This window comes from Baaleninema simplex PCC 7105, assembly GCF_000332355.1.
In the GTDB taxonomy this organism is placed as follows: Bacteria; Cyanobacteriota; Cyanobacteriia; order Cyanobacteriales; family Geitlerinemataceae; genus Baaleninema; species Baaleninema simplex.
In genome coordinates, this window is record NZ_KB235958.1 from 1,619,241 (window position 1) to 1,634,508 (window position 15,268).

Sequence of the window (15,268 nt, forward strand, 5' to 3'; positions counted from 1 at the left end):
ACGCGACACGACGCCACGAACTCAGATCCCCGGCATCTTCGAGATGCCGGGGATCTAGCTCCCACCGGAAAAATTCACAAAAACTATTGACAAAAAATAGGTTTTGTGGTAAGAGCTTCGCTGAAGCATTGCATCCAACACCCCAACGAGGGTAACTTAACTTTTCTTCTTACGAGTCGAAGTCTTCTTCGTCGAAGTTTTCTTCGTCTTACTCGTAGACTTGCGAGACTTCGTAGATTTCTTCGCCGCAATCAATTCAACCGCTCGTTCCAAGGTCAAATCGTCCACCGACTCCCCTTCCGGAATCGAAACGTTTTTCCGCTTGTACTTGATATAAGGACCGTAAGGACCATCGTAAATATTAACGGGTTCCTTCTCCTCCGGGTGTTCCCCCAGTTCCCGTAACGGTTTCTTCGTACTCCCGCGACGGCCGCGTCCCCGCTTCGGTTCGGCCAGCATTTCCAAGGCGCGATCGAGCTGAATCGTCAGCACGTCGTCCCCAGAACTGGCTTTAATCGATCGATAATCGTCTTTCCCGTCCTCACCGCCTTTCTTATGAACGATGTAAGGACCGAAACGACCCAATCCCGCCTGAATCGCATTCCCCGTTTCCGGGTGAACCCCCAGCTTCCGAGGTAACGACAACAGCCCCACCGCAGTCTCGAGGGTCATGTCCTCCTTCTTCAACCCTTTCGGGAGCGAGGTTCGTTTGGGTTTCGGGTTGTCGTCGGTTTTGTCACCCAACTGCACGTAAGGACCGTAACTGCCAATGAGCAGATAAATCGGTTCTCCCGTTTCCGGGTGCATCCCCAATTTTTCGGGACCTTCAGTTTTCTGCTTGAGCAGGACTTCCACCTGTTCCGGGTCGAGGTCAGAGGGCGTGAGGTTTTGCGGAATCGACGCCGTAACCGTGTCGCCGTTGTTCTCCGCTTCCAAGTACGGACCGAACTTACCGATACGAACTTTAACAGGTAGGTTTTCCAACTCGACGGTTTTCGCTTCCGCCGGGTCGATGCGGTCTTCCTGCTGGCGAACTTGCGTGTCTAAGCCGTTGTCGCCCAGGTAAAACTCTCGTAAATAGGGAATCCAATCGACTTCTCCGGTAGAGATGTTGTCGAGAGTTTGCTCCATTTTGGCGGTGAAGCGCAAATCTACCAGGTCGGGGAAGTATTTTTCCAGCAGGCTACAAACCGCAAAGGCCGTAAACGTAGGAATTAGGGCGTTACCGCTCATCTGGGCGTAGCCGCGATCGATAATCGTCCCGATGATGCTGGCGTAGGTACTCGGGCGCCCGATGCCTTCGCTTTCGAGGGTTTTCACCAAGGACGCCTCAGTGTATCGCGCTGGGGGTTGGGTTTCGTGACCGACGGGATCGATTTCGGTGCAAGTGGGAGAATCGCCCACCTCCAGATTTGGAAGAATCGCTTCGCGGTCTTCTAAGGCGGCGTTGGGGTCGTCGGAACCTTCGACGTAAGCCCGGAAGAAACCGGGGAAGTCGATGCGCTTTCCGTTGGCGCGGAATACGGCGTCTTCGACGTTGAGATCGATCGCCACGAAGGTTTGACGGGCTTCTGCCATCTGACAGGCGACCGTCCGCTTCCAAATCAAATCGTACAGTGCCAGTTCTCGGCCGCTCAGTCCCGTTTCTTTGGGCGTGCGGAAGCGACTTCCCGCCGGACGAATGGCTTCGTGGGCTTCTTGAGCGCCTTTGCTTTTGGTGGCGTACTGGCGCGGTTTGGGGCTGAGATACTCTTTCCCGTACATCTGCTCGACGCATTGACGGGCGGCGGCGATCGCCTGGTCGGATAAATGCACCGAATCCGTCCGCATATAGGTAATGTAGCCGTTTTCGTAGAGGCTTTGGGCGACGCGCATCGTCTCGCGAGCAGACAGGCGTAATTTGCGGTTGGCTTCCTGTTGCAGCGTGGAGGTGGTAAAGGGTGGGGCGGGTTTGCGTTTGGAAGACCGCTCGTCGAACTTCGCCACCGTCCAGTCTTTGTCAGTGAGGCGGTCTTTGAGGGCGATCGCTTCTTCCTGATTCAGTAATAGAACCTGGCGACCTTGGGCGATTTTCCCAGTTTTCTCGTCGAAATCGCTTCCCGTAGCCACCTTCGTTCCGCCGACAGACGTTAGTTTCGCCTCGAAGGGCGTGTTGTCGTGGGTGAGGCTGGCTTTGAGATCCCAGTAGGAACCCATGCGGAAGGCGCGGCGTTCCCGTTCCCGCATCACCAACAAGCGCACCGCCACCGATTGCACGCGCCCGGCGGAGAGTTTGGGGGCGACTTTTTTCCAGAGCAGCGGCGAGAGGGTGTATCCGACGAGGCGATCGAGAATGCGGCGGGTTTCCTGAGCGTGGACGAGTTGCTCGTCGAGATCGCGACAGTTATCGATCGCGCTGCGAATGGCATCTTCGGTGATTTCGTGGAAGACCATGCGCTTGGTCGGCACTTTGGGCTTGAGAACTTGCAGCAAGTGCCAGCTAATGCTTTCACCTTCGCGGTCTTCGTCAGTGGCGAGGACGAGTTCGTCAGCGGTTTTGAGGGCGTCTTTGAGGGCTTTAACAACCTTCTTTTTATCTCGGGGAACCACGTAAATCGGCTCGAAGTCCGCCTCGACGTTGACCCCCAACTGCGCCCACTTCTCCTTCTTGACAGCAGCCGGAATTTCGCTCGCCGATTGTGGCAAATCGCGAACGTGACCCATCGAGGCTTCCACCTGGAAGTCAGCCGGGAGGTATTTGCGGATGGTGCGGGCTTTGGTGGGAGATTCGACGATGACCAGGGTTGACATGGAGTTTGTTACTTCGACCAGTGACAGCTAGGCGCGTATGGATGGATAGAGATTGCCCGGTGGGACGTTCCCGTGGGTCTTTATTTTCAACCATATATCCGAACGCCGAAGATCGACAATCGGACGATCGCCAAAAATTTAAGGGATCGATCGCGATCGCGATTGAAACGGCGTCAGTGGCAGACGCGATACGGCGTCTTCTACCGCGATAGAGTTGAAAAAAACACCGGGAGCGATCGCACCCGTCGGTGATAAATCAATATAAACGCTTTGATTAGCTTTTGTCGTCTTTGGGGGCGATCGAATCGGACGTATCGTTATGTATCATAGTGTTGAGAATCCTTTACAACAATGCTTAAGCAATTCTAAAATCGATCGTAAAATCTATTAAGATTAATGCTTTCAGGCTTTGAGAGCCGTTGACCGACAAGGATTCAAAACATCGATACGTTCGGCATCTGGGCAAGCCGTTACCGCCTCCATCGCGATCGCGGCTTTTCGGTGCGATCGGACGAGAATTGTAGCCAAGATTAGGAAACGCAAGCATGACTACTAGCGATAAAACCCCGAAAACCAGAAGCAGCAGAAGCCGGAGTACGAAGAGTTCTTCTAGCTCCAAAGCTGAAGAAACCCAATCCACCACTGAGAGCCAAGCTGAGGCAACCGACAAATCCGAGGCAACGGAAGAAAAAGAAGTGACGGCTCTAGCGGTTCCGGGGGAATCGGAAACGAAAAAAGCCCTCGAAATCAAACCCGCCGAAGATCTACCGGGACACCGTCCCGTAACTGTGAGTCACCGTAAAATTGCCGAAACCTTCGCGGCAGTCGGCGGCGCACGCCCCATTTTTGCAAGTGACATTCAATTTGCGGAGACGATTCAAGTGTCTGGAATTCGGCCGGTTGCAGCGAGCAGCCTCGCTATCAGCGAAACTTACAACACGATGGGCAACCGTCCAATTTCGGTGAGTTCGCTGAAAGTCAAAGATACGATGCAAGCCTCTGGGGTTCGTCCCATTACAGCGAGTACCTTAGCCATCAGCGAGACGATTACGATTATGGGTAACCGTCCGGTGGCACCCAACGCCACGGTTGAAATCGATACGCTCATGGGCTATCTCGATTAATCGCGAAACCCTCTGTCTGTAGGTTGGGTGGAGCGCAAGTGAAACCCAACATCCTAGAGCTTTAATTCACCACACCAGACACAGAGGACACAGAGGGGTTTAATGGTTTTCAGTCAGCTCCCCAGCATCTTTGAGATGTTGGGGAGTTTGAATTGGAAAATCGGCTAGGATCGAAATGACGTTCCGTTGCTGAAAGGGGAACTACATCATGAGTGTCACAACTGAATCGAAACGTTACACCCCGGAAGAGTATTTAGAACGAGAAGCCAACGCTGAGGAACGCCACGAGTATATTGACGGAGACATCACCGTTATAGCGGGTGGAACCCCAAATCACAATCGAGTTGCGGGAAATCTTTTCGCTTTCTTAAATTTTTCGCTAAAACGTCAGCCTTACGATGTTTTTATCGCCGAACAACGGCTTTGGATTCCCGAACGGCGGATTTATACCTATCCCGATGTGATGGTGGTCAGTGGTGAAATTCAGCTTCAAGAGGAACGAAACGATACGATTCTCAATCCTTTGGTAATTGCTGAAGTGTTATCGCCTTCGACTCGTGGTTACGATAAAGGGGATAAGTTTTCTGCATATCGTACGCTTGAAAGTTTTCGGGAATATGTGTTAATCGAACAGGATTCGCCTCATGTGGAACATTATTTAAAAATGGATGTCGATCGATGGTTGTTTTCTGAATATCATGGAATTGATGCGAGTTTTAAATTGGGGGCGATCGCCCTCGAGATTCAGTTTGCTGATTTATACGTGAGTCGAGCGAGATTCAAAACCCCTAGAATTTGAATTCACCACAGAGACACAGAGAACACAGAGAGTTTATTATTAAACCATATAAGCCAGATCCCCGGCATCTCCAAGATGCCGGGGATCTTGTCCGAAGAGATTCCTATTTCAGTCAAGATTCGCCGTAATAGCTGCTGGTCACTTTACCGCGAAACACGACGTATTGATAGATGTTGTAGAACAACATGATTGGAATTAACACGCCGATAAACACTAGCATAAACACTAGCGAGGTGGGTGTGGCTGCGGCATCGTAAATGGTGATTTGCGTGGGAATGATAAAGGGAAACACGACCAACGCCAAGCCGATGAACGTCAGCAAGAAAATCAGGATCGTCCAGACGAACGGTGCGACTTCTTTTTGGCGATCGATACTTTTCCACAACTGCCAAATTAGCAACACACCGAGGAGGGGAATCGTGGCAAAAATGTAAATCCAGGGTGCGTCGAATAACCGCTCTCGAGTGTAATCGAAGAAAATTGGTGTCGAAATCGTAATGGCGATCGCACCGAGTAACGTCGTGACCGTTGCAATTTTAGCAGTGCGATAGTGGGTTTTCTGTAACTCGCCCTCAGTTTTAAGGATTAGGTACGTCGAACCGATGAGAACGTAGCCTTGAATCAACGTCAATGCGACCACAACAGACTGAGGACTCAAAAAATCCCAAGTACTCCCGATAAAATGTCCGGCTTTATCGACGTGAATTCCTTCGAGAACTGCACCTAACGAAAATCCTTGTCCTAACGCTGCCAGAAAGCTTCCCACACCAAAGGCGGAATTCCAAAACACCTTACTTTCGGAATGTTCGCGAAACTCAAAGGCGACGGCGCGGAAAATAAAGCCGAACACCATCGTCAAAATGGGAATGTAAAGGGCGTTGAGAATGGTACTGTACGCCAGGGGAAACGCACCGAACAACGCACCACCCATCAACACCAACCAGGTTTCGTTGGCGTCCCAAACATTGCTCAAACTGGTCATCAAAATCCCGCGACGTTCTTCACTCGACGCCGTCAGCGATAAAATTCCCACGCCGAGATCGAAGCCGTCGAGCATAACGTAGAGGAAAAGGAACAAGGCGAGAATGGCGAACCACACTTGCGCCAGAAAGTTGTCTAAAATCGTTAAATCCATCGCTTTTCCTCCTATTGCGCCTCAACCGGACGGCTATCGGGTTCGTGAGTCGCCGGTTCGGTGAGATCGCGATCGCCTTGGCCGGGAAGGGGTCGATCGAGATCGGGGCCTTTGCGAATAATGCGACTTCCAAAGTACAAGGCGGTGACGAACAACACTGAATAGACGACGGCGAACCCAGTCAACGAGACTAATACGTTTCCGGGTGGGAGTTTAGACGCTGCATCGACTGTCCGAATTTGTTCGTACAGAGCCCAAGGTTGTCGTCCCACACAACGGACGATCCAACCCGCTTCGACGGCGATGTATCCTAGGGGAGCGGCGAAGATCCACGAAACCAACAGCCAACGCTGTTTCCCGATTTCCTCAGACGACAGTTTTCCGCGCAGCCACTGAACGACGCTCAACAGCATCAATCCGGCGAAGAAAAACCCGATCGCCACCATGATGCGGAAGGAGTAGTAAATTAATCCCACCATCGCCGGACGATCTTCGGGTTTCCATTCTTTCAATCCCAACACGGGTTCGGACAGTTGGGGTTTTAACTCGAGAATGTAGCCGAGTGCGTTGGGAACGGAGATTTCAAAGTCGTTGCGTTCGGCTTCGACGTTGGGAAGTGCGATCGCGCTCCAAGGTGCGACGGTTCCAGCGGGAATGGTTTCCCACTGCGCTTCCATGGCCGCGAGTTTAGCCGGTTGTTCGTGATAGACTTGTTCGCCGCTGAGGTGTCCGACGTAAATTTGCAGGGGTGCGACGGCGATCGCGGCGGCGAGAACGATTTTGAGCGATCTCGTGAAAAATTGTGGGTGTCGTTGGTTGAGTAGATACCAGGCGCTAATTCCCCCAATGACGAACAAAGAGGTTTCCAGCGTCGCTAAAAACATATGGGAGACGCTTTTAGCCATAAAGGGGTTGAAAATCGCCTCGAAGTAGTTACTGACGACGAATTTTCCATCGACCACTTCGCCGCCGGACGGAGTTTGCAACCAGGAGTTGGCGGTGATAATCCAGAAGGTGGACAGGTTCGCGCCGAACGCCACCATAATCGTGGAAAGGTAGTGAATGACGGGGGGAACGCGTTCCCACCCAAACAACATGATGCCGAGAAATCCAGCTTCGAGCATGAACGCCATAGACGCCTCGAAACCGAGAACGCTTCCGAAGAAGTCGCCGACAGCTTCGGAAAACGGGGCCCAGTTCGTCCCGAACTGAAATTCCATGGGAACACCGCTGGCGACGCCGATTCCGAAGTTGAGAACGTACAGTTTGGCCCAGAACCGCGCGTGGTGATAGTAGTCTGGGTTGCGAGTTCGCAGCCACATCCCTTCGACGATGACGAGGTAAATCGCCATCCCGGTGGTGAGGACAGGCCAGAGCATATGAAATATGGCTGTCAGCGCAAACTGTAGACGCGACAGCACGACGGTATCTTGGAGAAACTCCATATATTTTTCGAGCGTTGAACGATGTTAGAGGATGGATAATCTGTCCTTCTTATATCGCATATTTTTGAGAAGGTGGAACCCTGGTTTTGGAAATTTAACTTGTGAGGGGTTTTTCGTCCATACAGTTTCTCGAGCAATTTGTTTAATTAAATCCGGTTTTCTAGACATGATGGAATTTCAATCAAATTTTATAACTCGAGTTCCGATCGTTAAATTACAGCTTTGATGCAATAACTTAAAGTTCTCAAGACTGTTAGCTTTTCGACCCATTTTTTGAACAGGAATTACGTGATGTACTACTGCATCTTGAAATCTTAAATTCTCTTGATAATAAGCACACTTTTTGTTTTGGTATTCATACTGTTTTCTTTTCCAGGCTTAACCTTCTTTCGACCTCAACCACTTGTTAAACTATGCTCTAGGATCGATATTTTTTTGTACATCTTGAAGCAGACTTTCAGTTTCGTGCCGAAGTTTTTCTTCTCTATCTAAAAGAATTTACATTTCAATATTGAGTTCCATGAGACGCTGAGGAGACGGACGCGACATGGTATTTTGGTGAAATTCATAAAAAAGATGTAATCTTAAATCACATCTTTTTTTGCGAACAAGTGTCAAGCGAACGATCCGCTTGACACTGTACGCAACCTCTACTGAAGCTTCAAAATCTGAGCGGTGACCGCCAAACTCTCCTCGTACAACACGTCGCGTCCCCATCGCTGTAGCTGTTGCGCCATCAACAATTCCGCCTTCTGATCCGAGAGTTCCGTCACCTGTTCCGTGCGACAAGATTGGGCGCTTCCGCCCGCTTCCATCCGCATACAACCGGTCGTTTCCGAGCAGAGAATCGTACAGCAGTCGGCACAAGTATTAGCTGAAGTCAGGCGCAACCCGACGAGATCCCCAGGAATTTCGCCCACGTCTCCGACGGGAACCCCTGCGAGTTCGGCGTGAATTTCGCGATCGCACTCCCCTTGAAACGACACCCGCGCAATGTCGTAATCGTTACGTTCGGACGTATAAGAAATCGGCTTCCAACCCAAGCGACTGGCAAACCAGCCTAAAAACATCAACGCTTGAGAATTGTTGCCTTTTTCGTAATCGATCGTGATATTGTCGATTTCCTTGAGAGAGTCGCGACGCTCTGGCGGATCGAAGGCGGCGGCGGTGAGTTCCTGCCACGCTGACAAACGATGCCAGTTGAGATCGGCGATGTAAATTTCCTGTTCGATGAGTTCCTGCATTTTCAACAATTCCGATTCGGGATCGCTGAAATACCCCGAATCGACGATAATGCAGTGACTGCGTTTCGCCAGTTGTTGGAATAACTCCTGTTCTGGGTTGGGTGTCGCCTTCCACCAAACGAACTTCGGCAAATCGGGAACCATCAACGAGGAAACCATTTCCCCAACGCGGTTTAAAGCATCTTTCGTTCCCCGCAGCGTCAGATACTCACAACAAATAAGCTGAGAACTCTTGCGCTGAACCGGACAGTAGGCCGAGACTTGCGCCGTAACACCCGTATCCTCAGCCCCGATGGTCGGACAGAGAGTAATAATCCGACAGGGATTTTGTCCGGCGATCGCTTCGCTGACTTGAAATCCCCGAGCGTCGAGATTGTTGATTTGGCGTCGGTCTGGCGGGAGGCGATCGAACTCCTCTCGCAGTTTAGCCAGAGTTTTGGGGTTGATATGTCCGGTGATATCGAGATCGTAAGCTTTCTGCGCCGCTTCGATCGCCTGTCGCGTCTGTTCCCCATTGATCCCATCGATCGCTCCCTCATAAAACCCCAGCCCAGCCAACAACTGCTGGAACTCCTCGGGTTCGTAGACGACCATACTAAACGTCGAGGCGCGACTGGCAAGGGGTGCGCCCTGGCCGCTGGTTTGACCGAGCCAAATTTTACTCAGTTCGGCTTCGACTTCCGCAATCGAAACGTCTTTGGGCTTCTGTAAAGCAACGAGTGGCGTATTCATAGAAATCGTTCTCGCAATCCTTGAACTAAAGTGTGTCTGGCAACCTCGGGCGAATCATCGAAACTCGCGATCGCTGTGGCCGTTTCAGTTGCAGCCGTTATAACCTGCGCCAACGGCGACCGTCGCGATTGAGTAACAGTTCGGCCTCGACCGGTTCCCAAGTTCCCGCTTCGTACAGCGGAATCGAATCCGGTGGGGCGGGGGCGTCCCACACTTCCAAAACCGGCGTCAGAACCCGCCAAGAGGCTTCGACTTCATCGCTGCGGGTAAACAAAGTTTGATCGCCCAACATACAGTCAATCAGCAAGCGACTATAGGCGTCTGTGTTTGGTTTACCAAACGCCGCATCGTAGCGGAAATCCATATTCACCGATCGCGTTCTCAGGGAAGTTCCCGGCGTCTTCACCTCAAAGCGCATACTAATCCCCTCGTTCGGCTGAATCCGCATCGCCAAAACATTGGGATTAGCCTGTCTGGCCGCCGACTGGAACATCAAATAAGGAACCTCTTTAAACTGAATTGCCACTTCAGTCACTTTCTTCGGCATCCGTTTTCCCGTTCGCAAATAGAACGGAACCCCTTTCCACCGCCAATTATCGATCGATAACTTCAACGCCGCATAGGTTGGCGTTGTCGAATTCTCGTCAGCCCCCTCCTCATCACGATAACCGGGGACTTGCTTTCCGTTGACCCATCCAGGGATGTACTGTCCGCGAACGGCGGCATTTTCCAAATTGTCCAAATCTGCCAATCGCGTCGCCTGAACTACTTTCACCTTCTCGTTGCGGATGCTGTCGGCGTCGAGAGAGTTCGGCGGTTCCATCGCCGTGAGACTGAACAGTTGCATCAGGTGGTTTTGCACCATGTCTCGCAACGCCCCCGAGGTTTCGTAATACCCCGCACGTCCTTCTAACCCCACCTTTTCCGCCACAGTAATCTGTACGTGGTCGATATACTGGCGGTTCCACAACGGCTCGAAAATCGCGTTAGCGAAGCGGAACACCAACAGATTTTGTACCGTTTCTTTCCCCAAATAGTGGTCGATGCGATAGACCTGTTTTTCGTCACAAACGCTTTGTACCACTTGGTTGAGAGCTTGCGCCGATGCCAAATCTCGCCCGAAAGGTTTCTCGATGACGAGACGCTGTTTGCGAGGATCGGCGAGCATTCCGGCTTCCCCGAGTTGTTGCGTCGCTTCTCCGAAGAACCGGGGCGCGACAGAGAGGTAAAACACCCGATTTCCCCGAGTTCCCCGTTCTTCGTCCAGTTCGCCTAAAAAGGCTTTGAGTTTTTGATAGCTTTCGGAACTGTCGATATTACCGGGACAGTAAAACAGTCCTTTGGCGAAACTGTTCCAGATATCCTCCGATTGCAGTCCGCCGCCAAATTCTTCAATCCCTTGACGACAGTGTTCGCGAAAATAATCGTGACTCCACTCGCGCCGGGACACCCCTACGATGGTCAGTTCTGGTGGAAGCCGACGTTCGAGATTCATTTGGTAAATCGCCGGAACCAGTTTCCGCTGGGTGAGATCTCCCGAAGCGCCGAAAATGACGATAATTTGCGGTTCGGGGATGCGATCCTGTTGCAGTCCGACGCGAAGGGGATTTTCTTGAATGGCAATCATAAAGAAGAGAGGGGGAGAGGGGGAGAGGGGGAGAAAGGGAGAGGGGGAGAGGGGGAGAAAGGGAGAGGGGAAGAGGGGGAGAGGGGGAGGTGAGAAACTGTTAACTGCTAACTGCTCACTGTAAAAGCTCCCCTTCTCTGCTTCTGGAATTAGACTAACGCGAGTTGCTTGACTTTTTCCTCGAGGGAAGACATCAGCGACTCGAAGGGTTTGATGAATTTGTCGATGCCTTCTTCGAGGAGTTCGTCCATAACGGCATCGAGATCGATTCCGGCTTCGGGTAAACTGTCGATAACCCGTTGAGCGTCGTCGATGTGGGTTTCGATGCGGTTGCTGACGTGGCAGTGGTCGGCGCAGGCTTCGATGGTTTTGGGCGGTAAGGTGTTAACGGTGTTGGCGCCGACGAGTTCGTCAACGTACATGACATCGCTGTAGTTGGGGTTTTTGGTGCTGGTGCTAGCCCAGAGGAGTCGTTGAACTTTTGCACCTTTGGCGGCTAGGGCTTTCCAGTGATCGCTCGTGACGATTTTGTTGTACTCCTGATAGGCGAGTTTGGCGTTGGCGATCGCCACTTTACCTTTGAGCGATTCCAACTTCTCCCGTGTTGCGGAATCGTCAGTTTCGGCGAGTTTAGCCTCGAGTCGCGCGTCGATGTTGCTGTCGATGCGGCTGAGGAAGAAGCTAGCCACTGAGGAGATGTTGGCAATATCTTCACCTTTGGCGGCGCGGGTTTCTAAGCCTTTAATGTATGCCCAGAAGCTGTTAACGTAGGCGTCGATGGCAAACAGCAGCGTCACGTTAACGTTAATTCCTTCGGAAATCGCCTGTTCGACGGCGGGTAAGCCTTCGGGAGTTCCGGGGATTTTAATCATCAAGTTGGGGCGATCGATCGTCTGAAAGTAGCGACGGGCTTCGGTGATGGTACTTTCAGTATCGCGAGCGATGGTGGGAGGAACTTCGATACTCACGTAACCATCGACGCCGTGGCTGGCGTCGTAGACGGGTTTGAGAACGTCGCAGGCGTTGCGAATATCGTCAAACACCAGAGATTCGTAAATTTCGAGGACGGATTTTCCAGCTTTGACGCCGTCGGCGATGTCTTCGTCGTAAATTTGGTTTCCGGCGATCGCTTTTTCAAAGATGGCTGGGTTGGAGGTAATCCCGCGTACAGCGCGATCTCGAATCAGCGTTTCGAGTTCGCCAGAGGCGATCGCGTCGCGGGACAAGTTGTCCATCCAAACGCTTTGACCGTATTTTTGCAGCTCGAAGAGTGGATTTTTCGTCTTAGTCATAACTGAATCGGTGTGGAGTCTACAAACTTGAACTTGACAAACTAAAGTGAGCTGGAGCGAACCAAGGCTAAAACTGGAGTCGATCGCGAGTTCGAGATAAGTTGAAAAGCCCAGTACAAGAGCATTTCGGCTCTCATCATTCCATCATCACTTCATCACCTCATCACCTCACCTCGTCTGTTAGGTCAAAACTTTGTCCTGTTCTCGGCGCGTTCCCTCTTGAATGAACGATTCGACGAGTGCAACGTCTTCGGTACTGCCGATAATTAGAGGTGTCCGTTGGTGCAACTTCTTGGGAACCACATCGAGGATGTTTTGGGTTCCCGTACTCGCCCGTCCTCCCGCTTGTTCGATGAGATAGGCTAGGGGCGCCGATTCGTACAGCAAACGCAGTTTACCTTCGGGTTTCTTCACCGTTCCGGGGTAGAGGAACACGCCACCTTGTAACAGGATGCGATGGAAGTCCCCGACGAGTGCGCCGCTGTAGCGTCCGGTGTAGCCTTCGTGACGGTGGACGTAGCGGGTATAGTCCCGAATGGAGTCGTCCCACTGCCAGAAGTTCCCTTCGTTGACGCTGTAAACGGCTCCGTGCTTGGGAACTTGGATGTTCTCTTGCCAGAGGATGAATTCGCCTAAACTCGGATCGAGGGTGAAGGCGTGGACGCCGTTTCCGAGGGAGTAGACGAGAACGGTACTCGGCCCGTAGAGGATGTAACCGGCGGCGAGTTGTTTGCGCCCCGATTGTAGTAAGTCCAAGGCTTCACCGCTTTCGTCGTTACCTTCTTGTTGGCGAATGGCGAAAATCGAACCGACGTTGAGGTTGGCGTCGATGTTCGAGGAACCGTCGATGGGGTCGTAGACGAGGGTATAGCGTCCGATGGGGCAGTTTTCTGGGATGTAGTAGGGCTTTTCCATCTCCTCTGAGGCGAGGCGACAGACTAAGCCGCTTTGTTTGAAGACGGAGATAAACACCTCGTTGGCGTAGACATCCATCTTTTTGACGGATTCCCCTTGGACGTTTTCAGTTCCGGCGAACCCGAGAACGCCTTCCATGAGTCCCGCACGGCTGAGACGGCGGGCGGTGAGTTTCCCCGCTAGGGCGATACGGTTCATGAGGGCGCTGAGATCCTGGGCTTCGGCGGAGAAGCTTTGAAGCTGTTGGAGAACGTGGCGCGAAAGGGTGGTGCAATCGCGATCGAGTGCGCGTTCGGGAATTGAAAACGGTTCGGCGTGGGTCATGGGGTTTCCTCCAAGTGGCGGTTTCGCTGGCGGAGGTCGCGACTCCGAGGCAATTTGCCTGTTGTTTTCTATCTTAAAACCCCTTTTCTCGATCCCCGATCGCTCGGTTGCGGACTACAGATTTTCTTTAGATTAATCGGTAGATTTTGGGGGCTTGACAGGTATTTGTACTTAACGATCGCTTCTGAAATGCAACGAACTCGGCATAAAATTTAATGTATTTTAAATATTCTTAAATATTCAAAAAATTACTCAATTTAAATATTGCTGTAATTCAATTTAAATTCTCGATCGTTGCTAAAAGCCTCGGACTCTCGACGAGTAAAAAACTGGATCGCTTTTAATATTTTTTGCTATAATAAAGAGATAAAAAAACACTAAGCTCTGCTTTTAATAAAAAATGTTATCCACGAAAAAATTTTCAATTGAAGACTACCACCGCCTAATTGAGTTTAATTTTTTCAAAGAGGGCGATCGCATTGAATTAATTCGAGGGGAATTGGTGGAAATGGTAGCCAAAGGGAAACGCCATGCAGTCTGTTGTAGCAATTTAAATCGTCTGCTATGGCAACTCGTTGGCGATCGCGCGATCGTTCGCTGTCAAGATCCTATCGAACTTCCCAATCTCAGCGAACCCGAACCGGATTTTGCGATCGTGAGAATGCGTGAAGATAACTATCTTACAACGCATCCTCAACCGGAAGATATTTTTCTCGTCATCGAAATTGCTGACTCTTCACTACAGTTCGATCGCGAGATTAAACTTCCCGTTTACGCCGAAGCTGGAATCGAAAACGTTTGGATTTTTAACTTAATTGGCGATCGCCTCGAAACCTACACGCAACCTTACCGAATGTCGTTAGGAGAGTTTGAATATCGAAACATCCAAATCTTTTTACCTGAAGATACGGTTGCATTGCCTAGATTTGAAGATTTACAATTAGAACTGTCTCGAATTTTTCCAAATCGTCCAACTACCAATAAACCCTAAATTTAAAAATGTTAGCTACTAAAAAGTTTTCAATCGAAGACTACCACCGCCTAATTGAGTTAGGTTTTTTCAAGGAGGGCGATCGCATTGAATTAATTCGAGGAGAGTTGGTGGAAATGGCAGCTAAAGGCAAGCGTCACGTCGTCTGTTGTCGTAATTTATTACAACAGTTATTTCGAGTCATCGGAAGTCGTGCTTTGATTCAATGCCAAGATCCTATCGAACTTCCCAATCTCAGCGAACCCGAACCGGATTTTGCGATCGTGAGAATGCGCGAAGATAACTATCTTACAACTCATCCACAACCGGAAGATATTTTTCTCGTCATCGAAATTGCTGACTCTTCACTACAGTTCGATCGCGAGGTCAAACTTCCCGTTTACGCCGAAGCTGGAATCGAAAACGTTTGGATTTTTAACTTAATTGGCGATCGCCTCGAAACTTACACGCAACCTTACCTCATGTCATCAGGAACGTTTGAATACCGAAACATCCAAATCTTTTTACCTGAAGATACAGTTGCATTGCCTAGATTTGAGGATTTACAATTAGAACTGTCTCGAATTTTTCCAAATCGTCCAACTACCAATAAACCCTAAATTTAAAAATGTTAGCTACTAAAAAGTTTTCAATCGAAGACTACCACCGCCTAATTGAGTTAGGTTTTTTCAAGGAGGGCGATCGCATTGAATTAATTCGAGGAGAGTTGGGGTCTTCGGAGTTTGTGGTTATAAATGTATAGCATGATACAAAAAATTGAAGATTCGAGAGCCAAAACCCTTGAAATCTCGTGAAGTTAGTTTTTCTGTCACCCTAAACTCCGAAGAGCCAGAGTTGGTGGAAATGGCAG

The 15,268-nt window shown here is 50.6% G+C and carries 14 protein-coding genes and 1 pseudogene; 6 read left to right on the top strand and 9 right to left on the bottom strand.

Features of this window, described 5'->3' with window-relative positions; all coding sequences use genetic code 11:
* Positions 1–156 precede the first annotated feature (156 nt).
* On the bottom strand, positions 157–2,790 hold the full coding sequence (gene topA / locus GEI7105_RS0109160) for a type I DNA topoisomerase (protein WP_017660177.1): 2,634 nt from the start codon (positions 2,788–2,790) through the stop codon (positions 157–159).
* Between the two features lie 72 nt (positions 2,791–2,862).
* Between topA and GEI7105_RS36995 the strand changes: the two genes are divergently transcribed.
* Complete coding sequence (locus GEI7105_RS36995) at positions 2,863–3,042, top strand: hypothetical protein (RefSeq protein WP_144053734.1); 180 nt, start codon at positions 2,863–2,865, stop codon at positions 3,040–3,042.
* A 150-nt stretch (positions 3,043–3,192) separates the two neighbouring features.
* Here the strand turns inward: GEI7105_RS36995 and GEI7105_RS40420 are convergent, their stop codons facing one another.
* Positions 3,193–3,318 carry a hypothetical protein gene (locus tag GEI7105_RS40420; RefSeq protein ID WP_281166981.1) on the bottom strand — a complete coding sequence of 42 codons (126 nt, stop codon included), beginning with the start codon at positions 3,316–3,318 and terminating at the stop codon, positions 3,193–3,195.
* Between the two features lie 17 nt (positions 3,319–3,335).
* Between GEI7105_RS40420 and GEI7105_RS35930 the strand changes: the two genes are divergently transcribed.
* Both GEI7105_RS35930 and GEI7105_RS0109175 read left to right on the top strand, forming a co-directional pair.
* Complete coding sequence (locus GEI7105_RS35930; RefSeq protein ID WP_017660179.1) at positions 3,336–3,914, top strand: hypothetical protein; 579 nt, start codon at positions 3,336–3,338, stop codon at positions 3,912–3,914.
* A 208-nt stretch (positions 3,915–4,122) separates the two neighbouring features.
* The gene (locus GEI7105_RS0109175) at positions 4,123–4,713 is read left to right on the top strand and encodes a Uma2 family endonuclease (RefSeq protein WP_017660180.1); all 591 of its coding nucleotides are present in this window, start codon (positions 4,123–4,125) and stop codon (positions 4,711–4,713) included.
* A 112-nt stretch (positions 4,714–4,825) separates the two neighbouring features.
* Here the strand turns inward: GEI7105_RS0109175 and cydB are convergent, their stop codons facing one another.
* The 7 genes and pseudogenes from cydB to fbp all read right to left on the bottom strand — a co-directional run bounded on the left by cydB (position 4,826) and on the right by fbp (position 13,427).
* On the bottom strand, positions 4,826–5,848 hold the full coding sequence (gene cydB / locus GEI7105_RS0109180) for a cytochrome d ubiquinol oxidase subunit II (protein ID WP_017660181.1): 1,023 nt from the start codon (positions 5,846–5,848) through the stop codon (positions 4,826–4,828).
* Between the two features lie 11 nt (positions 5,849–5,859).
* Entirely contained in the window at positions 5,860–7,293 is a 1,434-nt protein-coding gene (locus tag GEI7105_RS0109185) for a cytochrome ubiquinol oxidase subunit I (RefSeq protein ID WP_017660182.1), read from the bottom strand.
* 177 nt (positions 7,294–7,470) lie between these two features.
* A pseudogene (locus GEI7105_RS40990) lies at positions 7,471–7,590 on the bottom strand (HNH endonuclease); the annotation flags it as partial.
* A 353-nt stretch (positions 7,591–7,943) separates the two neighbouring features.
* Positions 7,944–9,269: a glucose-6-phosphate dehydrogenase assembly protein OpcA gene (opcA, locus tag GEI7105_RS0109190; protein WP_017660183.1), complete on the bottom strand. Its 1,326-nt coding sequence runs from the start codon at positions 9,267–9,269 to the stop codon at positions 7,944–7,946.
* 97 nt (positions 9,270–9,366) lie between these two features.
* Entirely contained in the window at positions 9,367–10,896 is a 1,530-nt protein-coding gene (gene zwf / locus GEI7105_RS0109195) for a glucose-6-phosphate dehydrogenase (protein WP_017660184.1), read from the bottom strand.
* 149 nt (positions 10,897–11,045) lie between these two features.
* The gene (gene tal, locus GEI7105_RS0109200; protein ID WP_017660185.1) at positions 11,046–12,188 is read right to left on the bottom strand and encodes a transaldolase; all 1,143 of its coding nucleotides are present in this window, start codon (positions 12,186–12,188) and stop codon (positions 11,046–11,048) included.
* Between the two features lie 180 nt (positions 12,189–12,368).
* Positions 12,369–13,427, bottom strand: coding sequence for a class 1 fructose-bisphosphatase (gene fbp / locus GEI7105_RS0109205; protein WP_017660186.1), 1,059 nt, complete (start codon positions 13,425–13,427; stop codon positions 12,369–12,371).
* A 400-nt stretch (positions 13,428–13,827) separates the two neighbouring features.
* Between fbp and GEI7105_RS0109215 the strand changes: the two genes are divergently transcribed.
* Genes GEI7105_RS0109215 through GEI7105_RS39005 form a run of 3 tightly spaced genes read left to right on the top strand, consistent with a single transcriptional unit; the run spans position 13,828 to position 15,160 of the window.
* A complete protein-coding gene (locus tag GEI7105_RS0109215) occupies positions 13,828–14,418 on the top strand; it encodes a Uma2 family endonuclease (protein WP_017660188.1) in 591 nt (196 codons plus the stop codon).
* An 8-nt stretch (positions 14,419–14,426) separates the two neighbouring features.
* Positions 14,427–15,017 carry a Uma2 family endonuclease gene (locus tag GEI7105_RS0109220; RefSeq protein ID WP_017660189.1) on the top strand — a complete coding sequence of 197 codons (591 nt, stop codon included), beginning with the start codon at positions 14,427–14,429 and terminating at the stop codon, positions 15,015–15,017.
* An 8-nt stretch (positions 15,018–15,025) separates the two neighbouring features.
* A complete protein-coding gene (locus tag GEI7105_RS39005; protein WP_017660190.1) occupies positions 15,026–15,160 on the top strand; it encodes a hypothetical protein in 135 nt (44 codons plus the stop codon).
* The last annotated feature ends 108 nt before the right edge of the window (positions 15,161–15,268 follow it).